We start from the raw sequence: 18,920 nt of genomic DNA, 5'->3' as shown, positions 1-18,920 counted from the left end.
GAACTCTTGTCGAAAAAAGCGTGATGAAATCGGCGAAATCGGCCAGCGGTGCCCGCGGCTTACTCGATCACGCGAGGCACCAGATAAAGCCCGCCCTCGACGGCCGGTGCAATCGCCTGAAAACCCTCGCGATTATCGGGCTCGGTGACCGCGTCCGGGCGCAGGCGCTGCTCGGCATCCAGCGGGTGGGCCATGGGTTCCACGCCCTCGATGGGGGCGCCGTCGAGCTGCTCGACAAAATCGAAGATATCGCTCAGACCGCCAGCAAATTCGCGGGCCTTTTCGTCGTCCATGGCCAGACGAGCGAGATGCGCGATGCGCTGAACTTCGGAGGCTTCTACAGACATGATCGGCAACGGCCCCTGTATCAGTCGATGATGATGCGGAATGCGGCCGGCAAAGTTACCACAAAGCCGTTATTGCCCAAACCCCGGGCAGTTGCTAGAGTCTCGGGCTTTCCCGCCCGACCACCAACGCAGGTTTCTTCTTCATGTTCAAACGCCTCCTGGGGTTGTTCTCCAATGACATCTCCATCGACCTCGGCACTGCCAACACGCTTATTTATATGCGCGGCCAGGGCATCGTCCTGAACGAGCCATCCGTGGTCGCGATCCGGCAGGACCGGGGGCCGGGAGGCCCGCGCTCCATCGAGGCCGTGGGGATCGAGGCCAAGAAGATGCTCGGGCGCACGCCGGAGCACGTGGTGACCATCCGGCCGATGAAGGACGGCGTGATCGCCGACTTCACCACCACCGAGAAGATGCTGCAGTACTTCATCAAGAAGGTGCACGAGCGGCGCATCTTCCGCCCCAGCCCACGCGTGCTGGTCTGCGTGCCCTGCGGCGCCACCCAGGTGGAGCGCCGCGCGATCCGCGAATCCGCCTTCGGCGCCGGGGCGCGCAAGGTCTACTTGCTGCAGGAGCCGGTGGCCGCGGCGATCGGCGCCGGCATCCCGCTGGACGAGGCGGTCGGCTCCATGGTGCTGGACATCGGCGGCGGCACCTCCGAGGTGGCCGTGCTGTCGATGAACGGCATCGTCTACTCCGAGTCCGTGCGCATCGGTGGTGACACCTTTGACGAGGCGATCATGTCGTATGTGCGCCGCAACTACGGCGTGCTGATCGGCGAGGCCACCGCCGAGCGCATCAAGCATGCGGTGGGCTCCGCCTATCCGGGCAAGGAACTGCTGGAGATCGAGGTCAAGGGCCGCAACCTGGCCGAGGGCGTGCCGCGCTCGTTCACCCTGAACTCCAACGAGATCCTCGAGGCCCTGCAGGACCCGCTGTACGGGATCGTCTCCGCCGTGCGCACCGCGCTGGAGCAGACCCCGCCGGAGCTGGGCGCGGACGTGGCCGAACGCGGCATCGTGCTCACCGGCGGCTCCGCCCTGCTGCAGCAGCTGGACCGACTGTTGATGGAAGAGACCGGGATCCCGGTGGTGATCGCCGACGATCCGCTGACCTGTGTGGCCCGTGGCGGCGGCCGCGTGCTGGAGATGCTCGACGAGAAGCAGGTGGACTTCCTGTCCATGGAGTAGACTCCGGGCTGGATCGGGGGAAGGGGGCGCCGCCCCGGATCCTGGGCACTTGGTGGGGTCCATAACCATCTCGCCCGCGTAACCGTGGTGCGCCCCAGACCCAATCACGACCCGCAACCGGAGGTTGAGCCATCAGCAAGCCGCTGTTCAGACTGGGTGTATCACCCACTCTGCGCCTGCTCGCGGTGATCCTGCTGGGTGTGGCGCTGATGGCGCTGGATCATCGGCTGAACGAGCTGCAGACGGTGCGCAACGCACTGTCGACGGTGGCCTACCCCCTGCAGGTCGCGGTCGATGCCCCGATCCGGGCGGGCAGTCGGCTGCTCGAGTCCTTCACCAGCCGCGAAGACCTGATCACCGAAAACCGCATCCTGCGCGAAGAGAACGCGGAACTGCGGGCGCGCCAGCTGCGCTTCGACGCACTGCAGATGGAGAACGACCGCCTGCGCGCCCTTCTGAGCACCGCCGAGCGCGCGGAAGAGCGCGTCGAGACCGCCAAGCTCCTGGCCGTGGACCTGGACCCCTTCCGCCAGCAGATCGTGCTGAGCAAGGGCAGCCGACAGGATGTCTACCCGGGGCAGCCCGTGATCCACCCCGACGGCGTAATCGGCCAGGTCCTGTCGACCCAGCTGACCAGCTCCACCGCTCTGCTGATCTCCGACCCCGGTCATGCCCTGCCCGTGCTCAGTGCCCGCACCGGCCTGCGCGGCATTGTCGTCGGCACCGGCAACCCGCGGCGCCTGGAGATGCGGCATGTACCGCCGCAGGAGGACATCAAGGAGGGCGATCTCCTGCTGACCTCCGGCCTGGGCGGACGCTTCCCCCCGGACTACCCGGTCGCTCGGGTGACCTCGGTCGAACGCCAGCCCGGTCAGCCGTTCCTCGACATACAGGCCGAACCGCTGGCGGCCCTCGATCGCTCGCGGGAGGTCCTCCTGCTGTGGACCGACGAGGTCCCGGATGCGGATGCATCGGAACCGGAAGAGGACGACCCGACCGACAGCGGATCCGTGGAGGATGCCGAGAACCACGCCCCGGAGGCGGATGAAGCCTCATGAATCCCGCGCTGGGCATCCCCTGGCTGGTCATCCTGACCCTGGTGGTCGCGCTAGCCCTCTCCATCGTGCCTATACCGGATACGCTGGCCCCGGCCCGGCCCGAATGGCCGCTGCTGGCGCTGGTGTACTGGATCATGGCCTTCCCTCAGCGCATCGGGGTGCTGACCGCCTTTGTCACAGGCCTGCTGCTGGACACCCTGCACGGGCAGCTGCTCGGACAAAACGCCATCGCCCTGGCAGTGATGGCGTACATCGTGATCCAGATCCACCCACGCCTGCGCGTCTACCCCGTGTGGCAACAGGCGATCGTGGTGGCCGTCCTTACGGCGCTGTACAAGCTCCTGGCCCTGTGGCCACAGGGCGCGATCGGAGTACCCCCCGGCAGCGCCTGGTACTGGGCCCCGGTGGCGACCAGCGCGCTGGTCTGGCCCCTGATCTTTCTGCTGCTAAGGGACATGCGTCGGCGCTGGCTGCTCCACCTGAGCTGAACACCAGCCGCCCGTTCCGGTCGAACGGCCCCAAAAGCTGTTTCATACTGTGCGCACTGAGGGAAACACTGATCAATGGAGATATCCACCATGGACCCGAAGACCCGCACCGAAATCGAGGCCGCCGTATTCCAGCGCCTGCTGCAGCATCTGGACGAGCGCAAGGATGTGCAGAACATCGACCTGATGAATCTCGCGGGTTTCTGCCGCAACTGCCTGTCCAAATGGTACCTCGCGGCCGCCGAGGAGCGCGGCGAGTCGATCGACTACGAAGGGGCCCGCGAGATCGTCTACGGGATGCCCTACAGCGAATGGAAGGAGCGCTACCAGAAGGAGGCGACCGCCGAGCAGAAGGCGGCTTTCGAGGCGAGCCAGAAATCGAGTCATGCATGACCACGGGCTGATCGAGACGCCCGAAGACCTGCAGGCGTTTCTCGATTCCATCGCCGGGACGGACTGGATCGCGCTGGACACGGAGTTCCTGCGCGAGAAGACCTATTACCCGCAGCTTTGTCTGGTGCAGGCCGCCACGCTAGATCAGCTCGCCTGCATCGACCCGCTGCGTCTCGACATCCAGCAGCTCGCACCCCTGTTCCGGGACCCGGGCATCACCAAGGTCTTCCACGCCGCCTCGCAGGACATGGAGCTGCTGTATCGCGAGCTGGGGTTTGTACCCAGCCCGGTGTTCGACACCCAGATCGCGGCCAGCATGCTCGGCTACGGTGAGCAGGTCGGCTACGCCAACCTGGTCAAGAACGTGCTCGACCGCGAGCTCGACAAGAGCCAGACCCGGACCGACTGGTCCCGACGCCCCCTGAGCGCAGACCAGATCCGCTATGCCGCCGACGACGTCCGCCACCTCGCGACACTGTTCAACCGCCTGCTGCACGAGCTGGACAGCCATGACCGCATGCACTGGCTGCGCCCGGAGATGGAGGCCCTGAGCGACCCGGCCCTGTACGAACCGGACCCGGAACAAAGTTGGCAGCGGGTGTCGGGCGTGAAACGGCTGAAACCAAAGGAGCGCGCCGTTCTGAAGTGCGTGGCGGCCTGGCGCGAACGTACCGCGCAAAGCAGCAACCGCCCTCGGCGCTGGGTACTGTCCGATGACCTCCTGCTGGACATCGCGCGCCGCACACCGGGTGACGCCAAAGCCTTGCGCGAACTGCGCCAGTTCCCCGGCGGCATGAAGCCGGAACATATCGAATCGCTTCTGGCGGCCATCCGGGAAGGCCAGGCCCTTCCGCGCGAACAATGGCCGCAGTTGCCGGAGAAGCCGCGCCTGGGCGAGCGTGACGAGGTGCTGGTTGATATCGGCATGGCGCTGCTGCGCGAATGTGCACGCGAGCACCAGATCAGCGCCGCGGCGATCGCGCAACGCAAGGATGTGATCGAACTACTGAAGAGCGACGGCAGGCATGGCCGCCTGGCGAGCGGCTGGCGCCGGGAGATTGCGGGTCAGACCATACAGCACTGGTTTAACGGCGAGAGCCGCCTGGCCTGCAGCCCCAGCGGCGAGCTTGAAATGGAAGCCACCAGCGACACGATTGCGGCGGAATAACCACCGCAATCGTCGCCAGACGCAACCCGCTCAGGCCGCGGATTTGTACACGCCACGGCGCGGGGACTTCAGACGGCCCTGGCGCTTCAGATAGGCAAGCGTCTGAGAGATGTTCTTGGTATCCAGGCCTGCCTTCTCGGCACGTTCCTTGATCTCCTTGGTGGCCATCTCGGACTTCTCCGCCACGATCTCGACCAGCTGCTGACTGACCGAGCTGCCGCCCCGGCCACCACGCCGGCCACCACCAGTACGGCCCACACGGCCGCCCAGTTCACGGATCTGGCGCTCAAGTTCGTTGAGTTCCTTGCGATGACGCGCGATCATCTCCTTGCGCTTCTCCATCAACTTTTCGCGCTTCTTGCGACGCTCGGCTTCCTGGCGCTCAGCCTCTTCCTTTTCCCGCTGACGGGCCAGCGCATACAGCTCTTCGGCAGAAAGTTCGGAGGCCTTCTTGCTATCCAGACTCATTACGCGACTCCTCATTCAGAAATTTTCATTGACCAGAACGGATTCCAACCCTTGGCTCGCCCTGGACGGGACATATGGCACGGCTGAATATGATAAAAACGGAAGTAAATTGCAAGACCACCGAACTAAATTGACGAAAGAACAGAAAGCGGCCATCCAAGAAAAGGTGTGTGACCTTTACATAAAGGCCCGCCCCGGCCAGCCGGGATCGGCACCCGAGGTTCTTTTTAACCTGACGGGAAAAGCCGCCGGCCAATGGCGGTTGCGCAACGGGCATGAGCAGCTTCGATTTAATCCGCAGGCATTCTGTCAGGACTGGGATGCACACTTCCCGGATACCGTTGTCCACGAGGTAGCGCACTCGCTCGTTTACCGAACGTTCGGGGCGCGCCGCGTGCGCCCTCACGGCCCGGAATGGCGGGCCTGGATGGAGACCTTCGGCTGCCAGCCACGAATCACGCACAACACGCCCCTGCAGGGCAGAAGGCTCAAGACCTATGCGTATCGTTGTGCCTGCCAGACTCACGCACTGAGCGCCCGGCGACATTACTTGATTCAGCGGCGTCGATACCGCTATGAGTGCCGGGAGTGCGGACAGCGGCTAAGGCGGGAGAAATAAAAATCCATACGAAGTCGGGCAGGGCGGTCAATGCGCATCATGCAAGATGGGTTTCCACCTCGGCCAGCACGCGCTCCACCGCGCCACGCTCGTCCTCGATCACAGTGCGGGCTCCATCACCCATCGTTTTGCGACAAGCAGGATCTCCCAGCAAGTCCGCGACGGCGCGGCCCAGCGCCTCGGCATTCTGCACACAACACAACGCACCTCGCCCCTCGAGGCGTTCAACCGCAAATGTAAAGTGCTCGGTACTGGGCCCTACAAGCACCGGCAGCCCGAGTGCGGCGGGCTCGAGTACGTTCTGCCCCCCCAGGGGAGCCAGGCTACCGCCTACAAAAGCGGCGTCCGCCGCACCTAGATAGGCTCCGATCTCGCCGATCGTATCGCCCACCAGCACATCCAGCGGCGGCCCCGGGCATTGCGTGCGTCTCCCGACAGAAAACCCGGCTTGCCTGGCCGCCTCGAAAGCCATATCAAAGCGATCGCGGTGGCGCGGAACCCAGAGCAGTACGGCGTCGGGATGGGACTCGCGTACCACGCGGTGGGCCTCGAGCACGGCCTCTTCTTCGCCTTCCCGCGTACTGACCGCTACCCAGACCGGCGCTCCCTCGGGCGCAACGGACGCACGCAGATCCCCCGCCTGTTCATGCCCAGGCGGCAATGCGCGATCGAACTTCAGATTTCCCATCACCTGGACGCGCGCGTTCGGCGCCCCCAGCTCGCGAAAGCCCCGGGCGGCCGACTCGTCCTGCGCCAGGACCTTCTCGACACGCGCAAGGGTTTCCCGCACCAGTGGCTGCAGCCGCCGGTACCGCTGCAGCGATCGTGGCGACAGCCGCGCACTGACCACGTAGAGCGGGATACCGGCCTGTTCGCAGGCACGATAGAGATTGGGCCATAGTTCGGTCTCGACGATCAGCGCGACGGCTGGATGGGTCCGTCGCAAGAAGCGGCGAACCGCCCCGGGCAGGTCCAGGGGCAGATAGGCGTGCCGAACATCCCGCCCCAGAGCTGCTTCCACCCGCGCCGCCCCCTCCGGTGTCGTGGTCGTCATCAGGAGCGCACGCCCGGGATAGCGGCTGCGCAAGGCGCGTGCGAGCGGTACCGCCGCCTCCACCTCCCCCACCGACGCGGCATGGAGCCAGATGGCGCCGGGTGCCAGCGGCTCCCCGGCCCCCAGCCATTCACGCCAGCGGGCCACCGGCACCGCGTTCGCCCGCGCGCGGCGCACCAGCCGCGCCAGCAAGGCCGGAGAAGCCAGTCGCAGCAGGGTCGAATAAGAGATGTGGTGCATCGCGGCTAGCAGCTCAGTCGAGCCACGCAATGGCCTCGGGCAGGGTGCGAATGCGGACGACCCCGTCTTCAGCGGGCAGGGATTCCGTGCCCGAGGGATCAAACAACAATCGGACGCCGACCCCAGCGCGCCGCGCGGCCTCAAGATCGGACGCGCGATCCCCGACGAGCACTGAACCGGGGAGATCCAGATCCAGATCATCCCGCGCCCGTAGCAGCATCCCCGGCTCCGGCTTGCGATCCGGGCAGGCCCGCCGATAGTCGGGCTGCGCATCATGGGGATGATGCGGGCAATGGTAGACGGCCTCGATACGGCCGCCTCGTTCGGCAAAGCGCTCGCGCATCCAGTCCGTCAGCTGCCGGAATTCGCGGTCACCGTAATAGCCGCGGCCAATCCCGGACTGGTTGGTGACGACCACCACCGGCCAGTGCCGGGCGGTCGCGGCCGCCACCAGATCGAAGATGCCGGGGACAAACTCGACCTGATCGGGACGATGCACGTAGCCATGGTCGACATTGATCACCCCGTCGCGGTCGAGAAACAGGGCACGCGCACTCACGCCGACCCCGAACGTTCCTGATCGGCCACCAGCGCATCCTCGACGATCCCGCACAGCAGATGCCCGATCAGCCCGTGGACCTCCTGCACCCGTGCGGTCGCGGCGTCCGGCACCCGCAGCACATGATCCGCGGGATGCGTCTCCGGCAGTCCCTTTTCGCCGGTCAGGGCGACGGTCACCAGCCCGCGCTGACGCGCCATCTCGAAGGCCTCGAGCACGTTGGGCGAATGCCCGGATGTACTGATCCCGACGAACACATCACCCGGCTGTCCCAGCGCCTCCACCTGACGCGAGAACACATGCTCGTATCCAAAATCGTTGCCGATCGCCGTCAGCACCGAAGTATCGGTGGTCAACGCGATCGCCGCCGCGCCCGGACGCACCGCCCGATAACGACAGACAATCTCCGCCGCAATGTGCTGCGCATCCGCCGCACTGCCACCGTTGCCGGCCAGCAGCACCTTGCCGCCCGCCCGCAAACTGCCCAACCAGGCTTGCGCAACGGCCTCGACCTCGGCGACGAATCCCGCATCGTCGGCCAGACGCCCGAACAACCGACTGGCCGCCGCCAGCTCTCCCACGATCCCGTTGCGCAATCCCATTCTCCGCTGCTCCGAACCGGGCAAAGTACCTCTCAGCCTCGACGCCGACAAGCCGCGTAACACGCACTTTGCCTGCGGCCAACGCCAAGGGGCAGCGCCCGCTTCTGGTAGCATGGCGGCTTTTGCCGGGGCCGGCCACCGGACCCGGGATGGCCGGTCCACGGCAAGCACCCCAAGAAGGACCCGGATGAAAGGCAAAGGAAAACCCGTCAAGCCCACCCGCCCCACAGCGGGGACCTCGTGGGAGCTTTACCGGCGCATCTTCGAATTCATCAAGCCCTACTGGCGCCTGGGGATCGTGGCCATTGTCGCGATGATCCTGGCGGCTGCGGGACAGACCGCCTTTGCCTGGATCATCCAGCCCCTGGTGGATGGCACCTTCATCGAACAGGACCCGGCGGCCCGCGTGTGGGTGCCACTGGGGCTGGTAGCCATCTTTCTCTACTACGGCGCCACCACCTTTGCCTCCGACTACACGGTCGCCTGGATCGGGCGCAAGGTGGTCAAGGACATCCGCCAAGCCGTGTTCGAGCAATATCTTCGCCTGCCGGCGGCCTTCTTTGACCGGCATTCGCCCGGCACCCTGCTCGCGAAGCTGACCTACAACGTCAACCAGATCAGCTCCGCAGCGTCCCGCGCCATCGTCGTACTGATCCGTGACTCCTTCACCGTGCTGTTTCTGATGGCCTATATGGCCTACCTCAGTGGATGGCTCGTACTGATTGTCTTTACGCTCGCGCCGGTAGTCGCCCTGGTGATCACCGGCGCGAACCGCCAGTTCCGCAAGATCAGCCGGCGCATGCAGCGCTCCGTGGGCGACTATGCGCAGATTGCGGAGGACGGGATTCGCGGGCAGGCCGAGGTCAAGATCTTTGGCGCCACGGATTACGAAGCGGCTCGTTTCGATGACACCAACACCCGCTTCCACCGCCAGGCCATGCGCCACAAGGCGGTGCAGGCCGCCGCCCAGCCGTTGTCCCAGCTGGGCGCGATTATCGCCTTGGCCGTGATCGTGTATCTCGCCACCATGGATGTGATCCTGGAGGCGATTACGCCAGGCGGCATGATCTCGTTCATCGCTGCCATGCTGCTGATGCTGCCCCCCCTGAAACGCATCGTCGGGGTCAACGCCGCGATCCAGAAGGCACTGGCCGCGGGCGAAAGCGTATTCGAGGTACTCGACACGCCTGCCGAACCCGATCACGGTCAGCGCCCGCTGGAAGATACCAGAGGGCACATTGAGTTCAGACACGTAGGCTTTCGCTACCCCACCAGCCACGAACAGGTGCTGAAAGATATCAACTTGACCGTTGAACCCGGCCAGACAGTGGCCCTGGTGGGCCGTTCCGGTAGCGGCAAGACCAGCCTCGCTCGATTGCTGCCCCGCTTCTACGAGATCGAGGAAGGCGAAATCCGCCTGGACGGTCACCCGATCCAGGAATACCGCCTGCGCGACCTGCGGGCACAAATGGCCCTGGTGAGCCAGCATGTCGTGCTGTTCAACGACACCTTGGGACACAACATCGCCTACGGTCTGAATCGCGAACCCTCGCTCGACGAGTTGCGCGAGGCAGCACGCGCCGCCAACGCCCTGGATTTCATCGACGAACTACCGGACGGCTTTGACACCATCGTCGGCGAGAACGGAATCATGCTCTCTGGCGGGCAGCGCCAGCGGGTTGCCATCGCCCGCGCAATCCTGAAGGACGCCCCGATCCTGATTCTGGACGAGGCCACCTCGGCACTGGACACGGAATCCGAGCAGAAGATCCAGAATGCGCTGGAACGGCTGATGGAGAACCGCACCACGCTGGTCATCGCCCACCGGCTCTCCACCATCGAGAATGCCGACCGCATCGTGGTGCTGGATCAGGGCCGCATCATCGAAGCCGGCACCCACGCGGAACTGCTCGAGCGCAACGGCCACTACGCCGCACTGCAAATGGCCCAGTTCGAGGAAACGCCCGAGCCGCCTGAACACGCGGATGACGACACCCCCGCACCCTGAGCCGGGCAGCCGGGTATGCGATGTACAATAAGCGGCCTCCGGCCCTTGCCTGACAGGATCTCCTCCGCGCGATGAAAGGCCCGCGTAGCAACAACGCCCTGCACCCATCCAACTGGGGACAGACCACCGCAATCGTAGCGCTGTGGCTCATTGCGCGACTACCGTGGCGCTGGGCGGTCGGCCTCGGCGAAAGACTGGGTGGCGCCCTTTACCACGTGGCGAAATCACGCCGCTACATCGTGCGCCGCAATCTCGAACTGTGCTTCCCGAACCTGACGGAGACCCAGCGCGAGGAATGGGTGCGCGCCAACTTCCGCTATACCGGGCGTGGCATGGCCGAAGTCGCCCTCGGCTGGTTCGGCGGCAAGGCCGTCGACCGGATTCCCTGCCGAGTCGATGGCCTTCATCACCTGCATAACGCCGCCGAGGAAGGCAGCCCTGTGATCCTGCTGTCCGGGCATTTCACCTGCATCGAACTCGCCGGAAGATTGTTCGGGCAGCGGGCCGAAATGGCCGTGATCTACAAACCCATGGAGAAAAAGCCTGTGCTCGAACGCGCCATGAAGCAGGGGCGCGAGAATAGCCTGAGCCGAGCGATTTCCAAGGACGACATTCGCGGCATTCTTCGCACACTCAAGGCCGGGGTCCCGGTCTGGTATGCCGGCGATCAGAACATTCGCCAGGCGGAGCTGGTGTTCGCCCCGTTTTTTGGGCAGCCGGCGGCCACCACCACCGGCCTTTCCCGTCTCGCCAGCATGGGCAAGGCACGCGTACTGCCATTGTTCTATCACGTGGACTCGCAGGACGATGGCTACGAGATCGTGATCGGACCGCCCCTGGAGAACTATCCCTCCGGCGACCGCGCTGCGGATGCGGCGCGCATGAACCAGGTACTGGAAGATGCCGTACGGGCCTATCCACAGCAGTATTTCTGGGCGCATCGACGCTTCAAGACCCAGCCCGAGGGATCCCCGGACCCCTATCCGGCCATTCGCAGCAAACACATCGGCCGCCTGCCGTGGCAGAAAAACAAGCTCAAAAAGAAGAACAAGCGGAAGACGCCCGGTGACGGCACCTGACCAGCCAACCACAGCCTCAGCAACCCCGGGGCCGCCCCGGGAGATCGCCCTGCTGCGACTCTCGGCGCTGGGCGATACCACCCATGTAGTCCCCGTGGTGCGCTCGCTGCAAAAGGCCTGGCCGCGCACCCGCATCACCTGGATCATCGGGCGCCTCGAATACCAGTTGCTGGGAGACCTGCCCGATGTGGAGTTCGTCGTGGTCGACAAGGCGCGGGGGCTACGCGCCTACACAGACCTCCGGCGCGCCCTGAAGGGCCGCCAGTTCGATGTCCTCCTGCAGATGCAGGTCTCCCTGCGCGCCAGCCTGATGGGAATGCAGGTTCCGGCACGGCGCAAGATCGGGTTCGACCGTGAGCGTGCACGCGACTTCCAGTGGCTGTTCACCCAGGAACGCATCGCCGCCCGGCCGCGCCAGCACGTCCTGGACTCCTTCTTCGGCTTTGCCGAGTCGCTGGGCGTACAGGAGCGCGAACTGCGCTGGGACATCCCGATCCCGGATAGCGCGAGGGAGTGGGCCGATCGGCACCTGCCCACCGACCGCCCCGTCCTTGTCATCAACGCGTGTTCCAGCGCCCGCTTTCGCAACTTTCGTAACTGGGCCGCAGAACACTACGCGGCCGTCGCCGAACATGCGGTGGAGCACCACGGCATGACCGTCGTGCTCACCGGCGGCCCCACCGAACTGGAGCGGGACTATGGCGAAGCGATCGCCTCCGGCTGCCGCCACTCGCTGATCAACCTGATCGGGACGACCAGCCTCAAACAGCTACTGGCGGTGCTCGAACGAGCTGACGCGGTGGTCTCACCCGACTCGGGCCCGGCCCACATGGCCAACGCAGTCGGCACACCCGTGATCGGACTCTATGCCGGCTCCAATCCCGAACGTACGGGGCCGTACTGCAGCCGCCAGTGGGTCGTCAACGCATACCCCGAGGCCTGCCAGGCGGCCTTCGGCAAGCCACCGGGGGCGCTGCGCTGGGGACAGCGAGTCCGCGATCCCGCCGTGATGGACCGCATCAAGGTCGCGGACGTCACCGCGAAACTCGATGCGCTGGTGGAGGCGAAGGCGAACCATGCCTGACACCCCCTCGCCCCGGGTTGCCCTGCTGTTTGCCACGTCGGGGCATAGCGGTGTCGACCGAGTGATCGCCAACCTCGTTCGAGAATTTGGCCACTACCCCCTCGAGTTCGATCTGCTGACCCTGCGTGGGCATGGCCCCTATATCGACGACCTGCCCCCCAACGTGCGGCGGGTACCTCTGCGCGCCGCCCATCGCAACACGGCATTGCCTTCCGTGATCGCCTACCTGCTGCGCCATCAACCCCAGGCGCTGTACACCGCCAGCCATCGGCTGAACCGCACCGCACTCCTGGCACGCCGCCTGGCCCGACCCGGCATGCCGGTGGCCATCCGCATGGGCATGTCCATCAGCGCCACCCTCGCCGAGATGAAGCCCTCCCGAGCCCGACGCCTCCAGCGCTCGATGCAACGCTGGTACCCGCAGGCGAACACCGTAATCGCTCCTTCGGAAGGAGTCGGGCACGACCTGAACGCCCTCGCAGGCGTGCCCGCCGATCGGCTGCATGTCATCTCCAACCCGATCGTATCCACCGATTTGATCCATCAGGCCGCCGCCCCCCTGGAGGATCCGTGGCTCCAGGACAGCCGCACCCAGGATATCCCCGTAGTCCTCGGGACGGGTTCGCTGGAGCGTCGCAAGGACTTTGCCAGCCTCATCCGCGCATTCGCCAGATTACGGCAGCAGCGCCCCCTGCGACTGGTCATTCTCGGCGAGGGCCGCGAACGCACGAATCTGGAACAGCTCGCCAGAGATCTCGGGGTGGAGCAGGACCTGCGACTACCCGGTTTCCAGCACAACCCTTACGCCTGGATGGCGCGCGCCAACGTATTCGCGCTCACTTCTCGACGCGAGGGATCCGGAGCCGTCCTCGTGGAGGCCCTCGCCTGCGGTACGCCATGCGTAGCCACCGACTGCCCCTCCGGCCCCGCCGAAATACTGGACCAGGGTACTCTGGGACCCGTTGTACCCATAGGCGACGTCGAGGCCCTGGCTCAGGCCCTGGACACCCTGCTGACCACACCGCCAGACCCGACCACACTGCAAGCGGCTACCCTCCGGTTTACCGCAGAAGCCTCGGCGCGGGCCTACCTGAAGGCGTTGAGGCTCGTGCCGTAGAGCATCGTTGAATTGTCCGGCGCAGAAACCCTGTGCTCTAATCTCGCCTCCCGCATGCGCCACCAGCAAGGGCTTCAAAACGCGTGATAATTTCCCACCGTCATCAGTTCGTATTCATCAAGACACGCAAGACCGCGGGTAGCAGCCTCGAAATCGGGCTATCACGCGTATGCGGCCCTCAGGACATCGTGACCCCGCTCAGCGAACACCGCGGCGAGGAATCATTCCGGCGCCAGGAAGGGGGCATCGGCCCCATCAATTACCTCAAACCCGTTTCCAGGCATCGCGGCTTCAAGGAGTGGCGGCGGTTGCTCACGCGCGGGCAACGGGCCAGCTACGGTCAGCACACCCGAGCACACGAGATTCGCGACCTGCTCGGGGAAGACAAATGGAACCGCTATTATCGTTTCACGGTCGAGCGAAACCCCTGGGATCGCGCCCTGTCCCGCTATTGGTGGCAAAAGCACCGCTGGGAGAGCAAGGGGCGTACCGAGTTCCCCAGCTTGAGCGAATACCTGGCCTGGATGGAGATGCACAAGCCCCACTGGTTGAGCAACTGGGGGCATTACACGATCAATGACGAATTGGCCGTTCACAAGGTGTTGCGCTACGAGACGCTGAGTGCCGACCTGGAGGCCCTGCAGTCCGAACTGGACATGGATGGTGACATCTCGCTACCGACCTACCGCGCGAAGGGCGGCTTTCGCAAGGACAGCCGGCATTACAGCGAAGTCCTTGGGCCAGAGGACCGCGCCATCATTGAGCGCGTCTGCCACCACGAGATATCTGTCCTCGGCTACCGCTTCGAGGACGCCTGAACGTGGCTGCAATCACGCGCAAGCGGGGTCCGGCGCGCCGACTGGTCCAACTGGTCCGCCGACGCTGGCGGCGCTGGCGCGCCGATGTCCACATCGTCTCCTACCCCAAATGCGGCCGCACCTGGCTGGTCGTTCTGCTCAGCAAGGCCCTGGAGCTCCACTACGGCATCCGCCTGCGCAAACCCTTGCGCCTGCGCAGCTACTGCAAGCCATGGCGTGATATCCCGTACATCCTCCAGCACCATGACGGCGGCCCCGAATTCCAGTACCCCGAGGAGCTTCATACCGACAAGTCCGCCTACGCCGGCAAGAAGGTCGTATTCATGGTCCGCGACCCCCGCGACGTTCTGGTCTCCTCCTATTTCCAGAAGACCCGGCGCAACGCGAACTACGAGGGGACCATGGACGACTACGTCCACGAACGCCGCGGCGGCATCGAGACCATCGTGGATTTCTACTCCATCTGGGCGCGCAACCGCCACGTACCCGAAGACTTCCTGCTATTGACCTATGAGGACCTTCACGCCGATACCGCGGGCGAACTACGTCGGGTGCTGGACTTCATGGGCATCCACGGAGTGAGTGACGCGGTAATCGCGCAGGCAGTCGAGTACGGCCGGTTCGACAACATGCGCCAACTGGAGGCCAGCAATGCGATGGGCTCCAGCGCCCTCGCCGCCCGCGACCAGGACGACTCCGACAGCTACAAGACCCGGAAAGGCGAGGTGGGGGGCTACCACGAATACCTCGACGGGAAGAGTCTCCAACACGTAGAAGATGTCATCGCCCTGCGCCTGGATCCCTGGTTCGAAAGATACAGGCACCAGGGCACGCCAGCGCATCACGAAGCCAACCGACCCACAACCCCGGATGCGGCTGCGCCATGAGCACCCGAGCACAACCGCCCGTCATTATCATCGGCATGCACCGATCGGGTACGAGCCTCCTCACCCGGGTTCTGCAGGAGTCCGGCTTCTTCATGGGCGTTGGCGCCAGCCGCAACGAGGAGGCGGCCTTCACCAACGCAATCAATGCCTGGCTTTTTCGCGAAGCGTCCGCCACCTGGGACCGGCCCGAATCCCTCGACTGGCTGCTCGCAGACGAGGCACTCCAGCCCTGGCTTCTGGACTACATGCGCGACACGGTCGACGGTCCGTCCAGTCTGCGATTCCTGGGGCTACAGCGAAGCCTGCGGGGGTGGGGCCTGAGCCGCCAGCAAACTCCATGGGGATGGAAAGATCCCCGCAACACATTCACGCTGCCGCTGTGGCTGGAGCTCTTTCCCTCCGCCCGCGTCCTCCACATCGTTCGCCACGGCGCCGATGTAGCCGCGAGTCTGCTCACACGCCGTCGCGATGTGTTCAACAAACGCACGCGCCGCTACCGGCAGTATCGCCAGATGTATCGGATGAACCCCTTCGGACCAGGGCGCCGAGGATTCGCGCCCCAAGTTCGTTGCGGCACGCTGGAGGGCGGGCTCGATCTCTGGGCCCTTTATGTGACGCGGGCGCGCCAACACCTGCAGACGTTGGGAGACCGGGGCCTGGAAATTTCCTACGAGGCACTGCTCACCGAGCCAGAAGGTACGCTGGACGCGGCCCTGCGATTCTGCGGGTGCCCGCTCGATCCCGCACAGCTGGCAGCGACAGCGGCAAGCTTCCGCCCTGATCGGGCTCACGCCTGGCACCAGGACGAGCAATTGCGCGAGTTTGCGGAGCACCACCGCCAAACCCTGCAGGCCCAGGGTTATGACTCGCGGCCCCATGGCGGATGAACTGCCCCCAGCCAGACAGCACGCGCGATCGCTTTGAATGTTTATTGGGGCCCTGACGCGCCTCGGTCGGTAAACGAGTACTCGAAGTACTCGATCTCCTGGCTGAACAGTTGCTCCACCTTCTCCCGTTCCTCCGGGCCGTAGTACTCCTGCCAGGGTTTGGGGTAGGTACGCCGCTTAGCCGATGACAGGGTATCCACGCCCTCGATGCCAACCTGCGACAAGGCGTGCCGGAAATCGGCCTCCAGGTTTTCGTAACGCCCGACAAAGTCCACGGCCACCTCGTCATTGATGGTGTACATCGGCCAATTGTCATGCTTTTGCCGCCCCGAGCGGGCGTCGGCGATCACCTCGCTCAGAAAACCGCTAAAACTCGGGGGCGCTTCATCCTTCCGTGTGCGATAGAGGTAATCCGACACCGCGCGTTCGTACGGATTCCGGACAAAACAGAATTTGTAGTAGTCACGCCAGATATCGGGCATGGCATCGCGTATCTCCACCGCCGGGGGATGCGACGAGGAGGACAGCCCGAATTCCCGTTTGAAGCGCTTTTTCATTACTTTGTTCAGCGCCGATGCCCAGCCCCGCCGCTTGAGCATTGCGCTCCAGAGTTCGGAAATACCAAGAGGTGTCAGAAGCTGGCGCCACATCCAGGGCTGCATAGCCCCCTCTGCCTGAATGCTCTCGTGGACACTACCCAGCATCACGTCGTCCGGACCGAGATGCGGCGCGAGAGAGACCTTCATCGAACTGCCGGCGACCTTGCGGCAGTGGATGAAGATGAAGCGATGCCGATGGCTGATGATCATCCCTGCACTCCTCGCATAACAACCTGGTTCGCGACTCCCGACCCCACGAGATTCATGTCGATTTGAGCCCCATCACCTGCAGGTACTGCAGCGCAACCCGGTCACTGCGAAAGCGATCCAGCCCATCACGCAACACATCGCTCCTCGGAGGAGCGCAGAGGGTCGCATCCATCGCATTGCACATCGCCTCGACATCTCCCACCGGGACCAGCCGCCCCACACGCCCGTTCCGGAGAATCTCGCGCGGACCAGACGGGCAGTCTGTCGCGACCACGGGCGCGCCCGCCGCCAGGGCCTCCACGATCACATTGCCGAGCCCTTCATATCGGGACGACAATACAAACAGCGCCGCACGGGCAAAGTACGGGATGGGATCCGGCACGTACCCGGGCAGATCCACCTCCTCGGACACGCCGAGTTGCTCTGCCCGCTGTCGCAGTGACTCGCGTAGTGGGCCATCGCCCAGGATCACCAGTCGGGCTGGCTGGCGCGCTCTCAAGCAGGCAAAGGCCTCGATCAGGGTGGCGAAATCTTTCTGACCGGTCAGGCGACCCGCACCCACGATCACGGGCGGGCCCTCATCTTGAAACCAGGGGTGATCGACCGCCTTTGCGGCGCGCTCGGGAATATCGGGCGTCACCGTCGGGTTGTAGATCACCTGGACCTTGCTCGGCGGCATGCCAAAATGCGTGATCAGATCGTCCCGCACGCCCTCGGAGATCGCGATCACACAATCCGCCTGGCGATACAAAAGCCGCGCCGTCCAGCGCTTGAAACGCCGCCGCAGCGTCTGGCTCGGAGTATTGGTGACCTTCACGAATACCGGAACAGGGCAGCCTGACAACCGGCGCGCCAGAACGGCAACCTTGGCTGCGTGATCCTTGGCCGTTAGCAGGGCATCGGGCGGGTCTTCGCTCAACAGGCGTGCCAGCTTACGAATGCTGTCCAGCTTTCCGCCGCTGGCGAGATCGACCACATCCACCTCGGATGGTATTTCATCGGGATACGGGACTACACCCCCGCGCGTAAGGATGAGCTGAGGCTGCACCCCCTGCGCGAGGAACTCCCGACACAGGATCACCATTTTGCGCTCAATACCGCCCCACGCCTTGAAGGGCGAGAGGATTGCGACCCGTGGTTTTCCCAACACCTGCCCTCCATTAGACGCGACCGATGATAGCGCAGACACCGTGGAAACGCTGACCCGCAATCGGGCCGCGGATGGGCATCAGCGGGCCGGCCTGCAGGAGAGAGAGGGGACATGAGCGTGCTACAATTCGTGAACTATGCACGCCTCACGCTTCTTCAGTGAGCGGTTCAATCCGCTCCTATCCAGCCTTGATGGTCGAGTACAGAAGCATCGCGTCAATCCCCGCATCCTGGTATCCACGTCGCAGCGCTTCGTGTTTTACCGGATCCCCAAGGCCGGACACTCCACCGTCGGAAACACCCTCTTGCGTTATGACCCGTCGATCACCGACGATCAGCGCAAAGCGGTCCAGGCCTCCGGCGACAAGATCGGTGTTTATCGCCACCCCCGCGACATCGGACTGAAGCGCAGCCGCGAGGCCTGGCGCAAATATTTCCTGTTCACCTTTGTGCGCAACCCCTTTCATCGCACCCTTTCTGCTTATCTCGACAAGGTCATGCGCGACCGCCCGCCCGCAGAGAAGAACCTTGGTACTGGGTCAGTGCAGAATGGAGCGCCCCTCAGTTTTGCCGATTTCCTCCAGCGCCTGGAAAACGGAGCCCTGTATCGTGGTCCCCACTGGGCACCCCAAGTCAGCTTGCTACCCCGCGACCGCAGCCGGCTGGACTTCGCGGGCAGACTGGAGCACATCGACCGAGATCTCCCAGCGCTAGTTGAAAAGCTCTTCGGGACCGAATCCCTTGCAGAAGTACACAACTGGGATCCTCACCGGACTGGCTCGGCCGACAAACTTGCGGACTACTATGGCGGACCTGAGATCGACCGCATCCGCAAACTGTACCGTGAAGATTTCGAGGCCTTCGACTACGCACTCGAACCGAACGAGTGAGGCACG

Annotated in this window: 21 protein-coding genes; 14 read left to right on the top strand and 7 right to left on the bottom strand. The window is 64.4% G+C overall.

Translation table 11 applies throughout. The features are described 5' to 3' along the window. Window positions 1-59: 59 nt before the first annotated feature. Window positions 60-347, bottom strand: a complete 288-nt coding sequence (gene gatC, locus G372_RS0106010) for an Asp-tRNA(Asn)/Glu-tRNA(Gln) amidotransferase subunit GatC (protein WP_020008842.1) — start codon at window positions 345-347, stop codon at window positions 60-62. Window positions 348-490: 143 nt separating this feature from the next. Here gatC and G372_RS0106005 point away from each other — a divergent pair, with 143 nt between their 5' ends. The 5 genes from G372_RS0106005 (at window position 491) to rnd (ending at window position 4,644) form a co-directional block, all read left to right on the top strand. Then, complete coding sequence (locus tag G372_RS0106005; protein WP_018863009.1) at window positions 491-1,537, top strand: rod shape-determining protein; 1,047 nt, start codon at window positions 491-493, stop codon at window positions 1,535-1,537. A gap of 131 nt (window positions 1,538-1,668) precedes the next feature. Beyond that, complete coding sequence (mreC, locus tag G372_RS0106000; protein ID WP_155998837.1) at window positions 1,669-2,595, top strand: rod shape-determining protein MreC; 927 nt, start codon at window positions 1,669-1,671, stop codon at window positions 2,593-2,595. Next, window positions 2,592-3,083 carry a rod shape-determining protein MreD gene (gene mreD, locus G372_RS0105995; RefSeq protein ID WP_018863011.1) on the top strand — a complete coding sequence of 164 codons (492 nt, stop codon included), beginning with the start codon at window positions 2,592-2,594 and terminating at the stop codon, window positions 3,081-3,083. Before mreC ends, mreD begins: the two co-directional genes overlap by 4 nt. A 90-nt stretch (window positions 3,084-3,173) precedes the next feature. Further along, window positions 3,174-3,476: a DUF1244 domain-containing protein gene (locus tag G372_RS0105990; protein ID WP_019624896.1), complete on the top strand. Its 303-nt coding sequence runs from the start codon at window positions 3,174-3,176 to the stop codon at window positions 3,474-3,476. Then, on the top strand, window positions 3,469-4,644 hold the full coding sequence (gene rnd, locus G372_RS0105985) for a ribonuclease D (RefSeq protein ID WP_019624895.1): 1,176 nt from the start codon (window positions 3,469-3,471) through the stop codon (window positions 4,642-4,644). The genes G372_RS0105990 and rnd overlap by 8 nt, the downstream gene beginning before the upstream one ends. A gap of 30 nt (window positions 4,645-4,674) precedes the next feature. Here the strand turns inward: rnd and G372_RS0105980 are convergent, their stop codons facing one another. Further along, window positions 4,675-5,112 (bottom strand): hypothetical protein, encoded by a 438-nt coding sequence (locus G372_RS0105980; RefSeq protein WP_018863013.1) that lies wholly within the window; start codon window positions 5,110-5,112, stop codon window positions 4,675-4,677. Between the two features lie 166 nt (window positions 5,113-5,278). On the opposite strand from G372_RS0105980, the gene G372_RS13895 reads away from it, so the two are divergent. After that, window positions 5,279-5,731: a SprT family zinc-dependent metalloprotease gene (locus G372_RS13895; RefSeq protein ID WP_244263189.1), complete on the top strand. Its 453-nt coding sequence runs from the start codon at window positions 5,279-5,281 to the stop codon at window positions 5,729-5,731. 37 nt (window positions 5,732-5,768) lie between these two features. On the opposite strand, the gene G372_RS0105975 is transcribed toward G372_RS13895, so the two are convergent. The 3 genes from G372_RS0105975 to G372_RS0105965 are packed head-to-tail and all read right to left on the bottom strand — an operon-like array spanning window position 5,769 to window position 8,186. Continuing rightward, window positions 5,769-7,025, bottom strand: coding sequence for a 3-deoxy-D-manno-octulosonic acid transferase (locus G372_RS0105975; protein WP_019624894.1), 1,257 nt, complete (start codon window positions 7,023-7,025; stop codon window positions 5,769-5,771). 13 nt (window positions 7,026-7,038) lie between these two features. Continuing rightward, window positions 7,039-7,584, bottom strand: coding sequence for a D-glycero-alpha-D-manno-heptose-1,7-bisphosphate 7-phosphatase (locus G372_RS0105970; RefSeq protein WP_019624893.1), 546 nt, complete (start codon window positions 7,582-7,584; stop codon window positions 7,039-7,041). Next, a complete protein-coding gene (locus tag G372_RS0105965; RefSeq protein WP_196800090.1) occupies window positions 7,581-8,186 on the bottom strand; it encodes a D-sedoheptulose 7-phosphate isomerase in 606 nt (201 codons plus the stop codon). The genes G372_RS0105970 and G372_RS0105965 overlap by 4 nt, the downstream gene beginning before the upstream one ends. A gap of 187 nt (window positions 8,187-8,373) precedes the next feature. Here G372_RS0105965 and msbA point away from each other — a divergent pair, with 187 nt between their 5' ends. From msbA to G372_RS0105930, 7 genes are all read left to right on the top strand, one after another. Next, a complete protein-coding gene (msbA, locus tag G372_RS0105960; RefSeq protein WP_019624891.1) occupies window positions 8,374-10,194 on the top strand; it encodes a lipid A export permease/ATP-binding protein MsbA in 1,821 nt (606 codons plus the stop codon). A gap of 71 nt (window positions 10,195-10,265) precedes the next feature. After that, window positions 10,266-11,273 (top strand): lysophospholipid acyltransferase family protein, encoded by a 1,008-nt coding sequence (locus tag G372_RS0105955; RefSeq protein WP_019624890.1) that lies wholly within the window; start codon window positions 10,266-10,268, stop codon window positions 11,271-11,273. After that, window positions 11,260-12,357 (top strand): glycosyltransferase family 9 protein, encoded by a 1,098-nt coding sequence (locus G372_RS0105950; protein WP_019624889.1) that lies wholly within the window; start codon window positions 11,260-11,262, stop codon window positions 12,355-12,357. Before G372_RS0105955 ends, G372_RS0105950 begins: the two co-directional genes overlap by 14 nt. After that, a complete protein-coding gene (locus G372_RS0105945) occupies window positions 12,350-13,474 on the top strand; it encodes a glycosyltransferase (RefSeq protein WP_019624888.1) in 1,125 nt (374 codons plus the stop codon). The genes G372_RS0105950 and G372_RS0105945 overlap by 8 nt, the downstream gene beginning before the upstream one ends. Window positions 13,475-13,557: 83 nt before the next feature. Beyond that, complete coding sequence (locus G372_RS0105940) at window positions 13,558-14,292, top strand: sulfotransferase family 2 domain-containing protein (protein WP_026340456.1); 735 nt, start codon at window positions 13,558-13,560, stop codon at window positions 14,290-14,292. Window positions 14,293-14,294: 2 nt separating this feature from the next. Beyond that, window positions 14,295-15,179, top strand: coding sequence for a sulfotransferase domain-containing protein (locus G372_RS0105935; protein ID WP_019624886.1), 885 nt, complete (start codon window positions 14,295-14,297; stop codon window positions 15,177-15,179). Then, on the top strand, window positions 15,176-16,066 hold the full coding sequence (locus tag G372_RS0105930) for a sulfotransferase family protein (RefSeq protein ID WP_018860775.1): 891 nt from the start codon (window positions 15,176-15,178) through the stop codon (window positions 16,064-16,066). Before G372_RS0105935 ends, G372_RS0105930 begins: the two co-directional genes overlap by 4 nt. A gap of 41 nt (window positions 16,067-16,107) precedes the next feature. Here the strand turns inward: G372_RS0105930 and G372_RS0105925 are convergent, their stop codons facing one another. Both G372_RS0105925 and G372_RS0105920 read right to left on the bottom strand, forming a co-directional pair. Further along, on the bottom strand, window positions 16,108-16,875 hold the full coding sequence (locus G372_RS0105925) for a sulfotransferase family 2 domain-containing protein (RefSeq protein WP_019624885.1): 768 nt from the start codon (window positions 16,873-16,875) through the stop codon (window positions 16,108-16,110). Between the two features lie 52 nt (window positions 16,876-16,927). Next, a complete protein-coding gene (locus tag G372_RS0105920) occupies window positions 16,928-18,001 on the bottom strand; it encodes a glycosyltransferase (protein WP_279625232.1) in 1,074 nt (357 codons plus the stop codon). Between the two features lie 160 nt (window positions 18,002-18,161). On the opposite strand from G372_RS0105920, the gene G372_RS0105915 reads away from it, so the two are divergent. Beyond that, window positions 18,162-18,914, top strand: a complete 753-nt coding sequence (locus tag G372_RS0105915; protein WP_019624883.1) for a sulfotransferase family protein — start codon at window positions 18,162-18,164, stop codon at window positions 18,912-18,914. Window positions 18,915-18,920 lie beyond the last annotated feature (6 nt).

Source organism: Thioalkalivibrio thiocyanoxidans ARh2, assembly GCF_000385215.1.
Taxonomy (GTDB): Bacteria; Pseudomonadota; Gammaproteobacteria; order Ectothiorhodospirales; family Ectothiorhodospiraceae; genus Thioalkalivibrio; species Thioalkalivibrio thiocyanoxidans.
This window is presented reverse-complemented; position numbering and strand designations above follow the sequence as displayed.

Excerpts from the sequence above, each read along its gene's own strand:
- gatC (WP_020008842.1), bottom strand. The coding sequence starts at position 347 with ATGTCTGTAGAAGCCTCCGAAGTTCAGCGCATCGCGCATCTCGCTCGT.
- msbA (WP_019624891.1), top strand. The coding sequence starts at position 8,374 with ATGAAAGGCAAAGGAAAACCCGTCAAGCCCACCCGCCCCACAGCGGGG.
- G372_RS0105990 (WP_019624896.1), top strand. The coding sequence starts at position 3,174 with ATGGACCCGAAGACCCGCACCGAAATCGAGGCCGCCGTATTCCAGCGC.
- mreD (WP_018863011.1), top strand. The coding sequence starts at position 2,592 with ATGAATCCCGCGCTGGGCATCCCCTGGCTGGTCATCCTGACCCTGGTG.
- G372_RS0105930 (WP_018860775.1), top strand. The coding sequence starts at position 15,176 with ATGAGCACCCGAGCACAACCGCCCGTCATTATCATCGGCATGCACCGA.
- G372_RS0106005 (WP_018863009.1), top strand. The coding sequence starts at position 491 with ATGTTCAAACGCCTCCTGGGGTTGTTCTCCAATGACATCTCCATCGAC.
- G372_RS0105965 (WP_196800090.1), bottom strand. The coding sequence starts at position 8,186 with ATGGGATTGCGCAACGGGATCGTGGGAGAGCTGGCGGCGGCCAGTCGG.
- G372_RS0105955 (WP_019624890.1), top strand. The coding sequence starts at position 10,266 with ATGAAAGGCCCGCGTAGCAACAACGCCCTGCACCCATCCAACTGGGGA.
- G372_RS0105915 (WP_019624883.1), top strand. The coding sequence starts at position 18,162 with ATGCACGCCTCACGCTTCTTCAGTGAGCGGTTCAATCCGCTCCTATCC.
- G372_RS0105925 (WP_019624885.1), bottom strand. The coding sequence starts at position 16,875 with ATGATCATCAGCCATCGGCATCGCTTCATCTTCATCCACTGCCGCAAG.
- rnd (WP_019624895.1), top strand. The coding sequence starts at position 3,469 with ATGCATGACCACGGGCTGATCGAGACGCCCGAAGACCTGCAGGCGTTT.
- G372_RS0105980 (WP_018863013.1), bottom strand. The coding sequence starts at position 5,112 with ATGAGTCTGGATAGCAAGAAGGCCTCCGAACTTTCTGCCGAAGAGCTG.
- G372_RS0105975 (WP_019624894.1), bottom strand. The coding sequence starts at position 7,025 with ATGCACCACATCTCTTATTCGACCCTGCTGCGACTGGCTTCTCCGGCC.
- G372_RS0105945 (WP_019624888.1), top strand. The coding sequence starts at position 12,350 with ATGCCTGACACCCCCTCGCCCCGGGTTGCCCTGCTGTTTGCCACGTCG.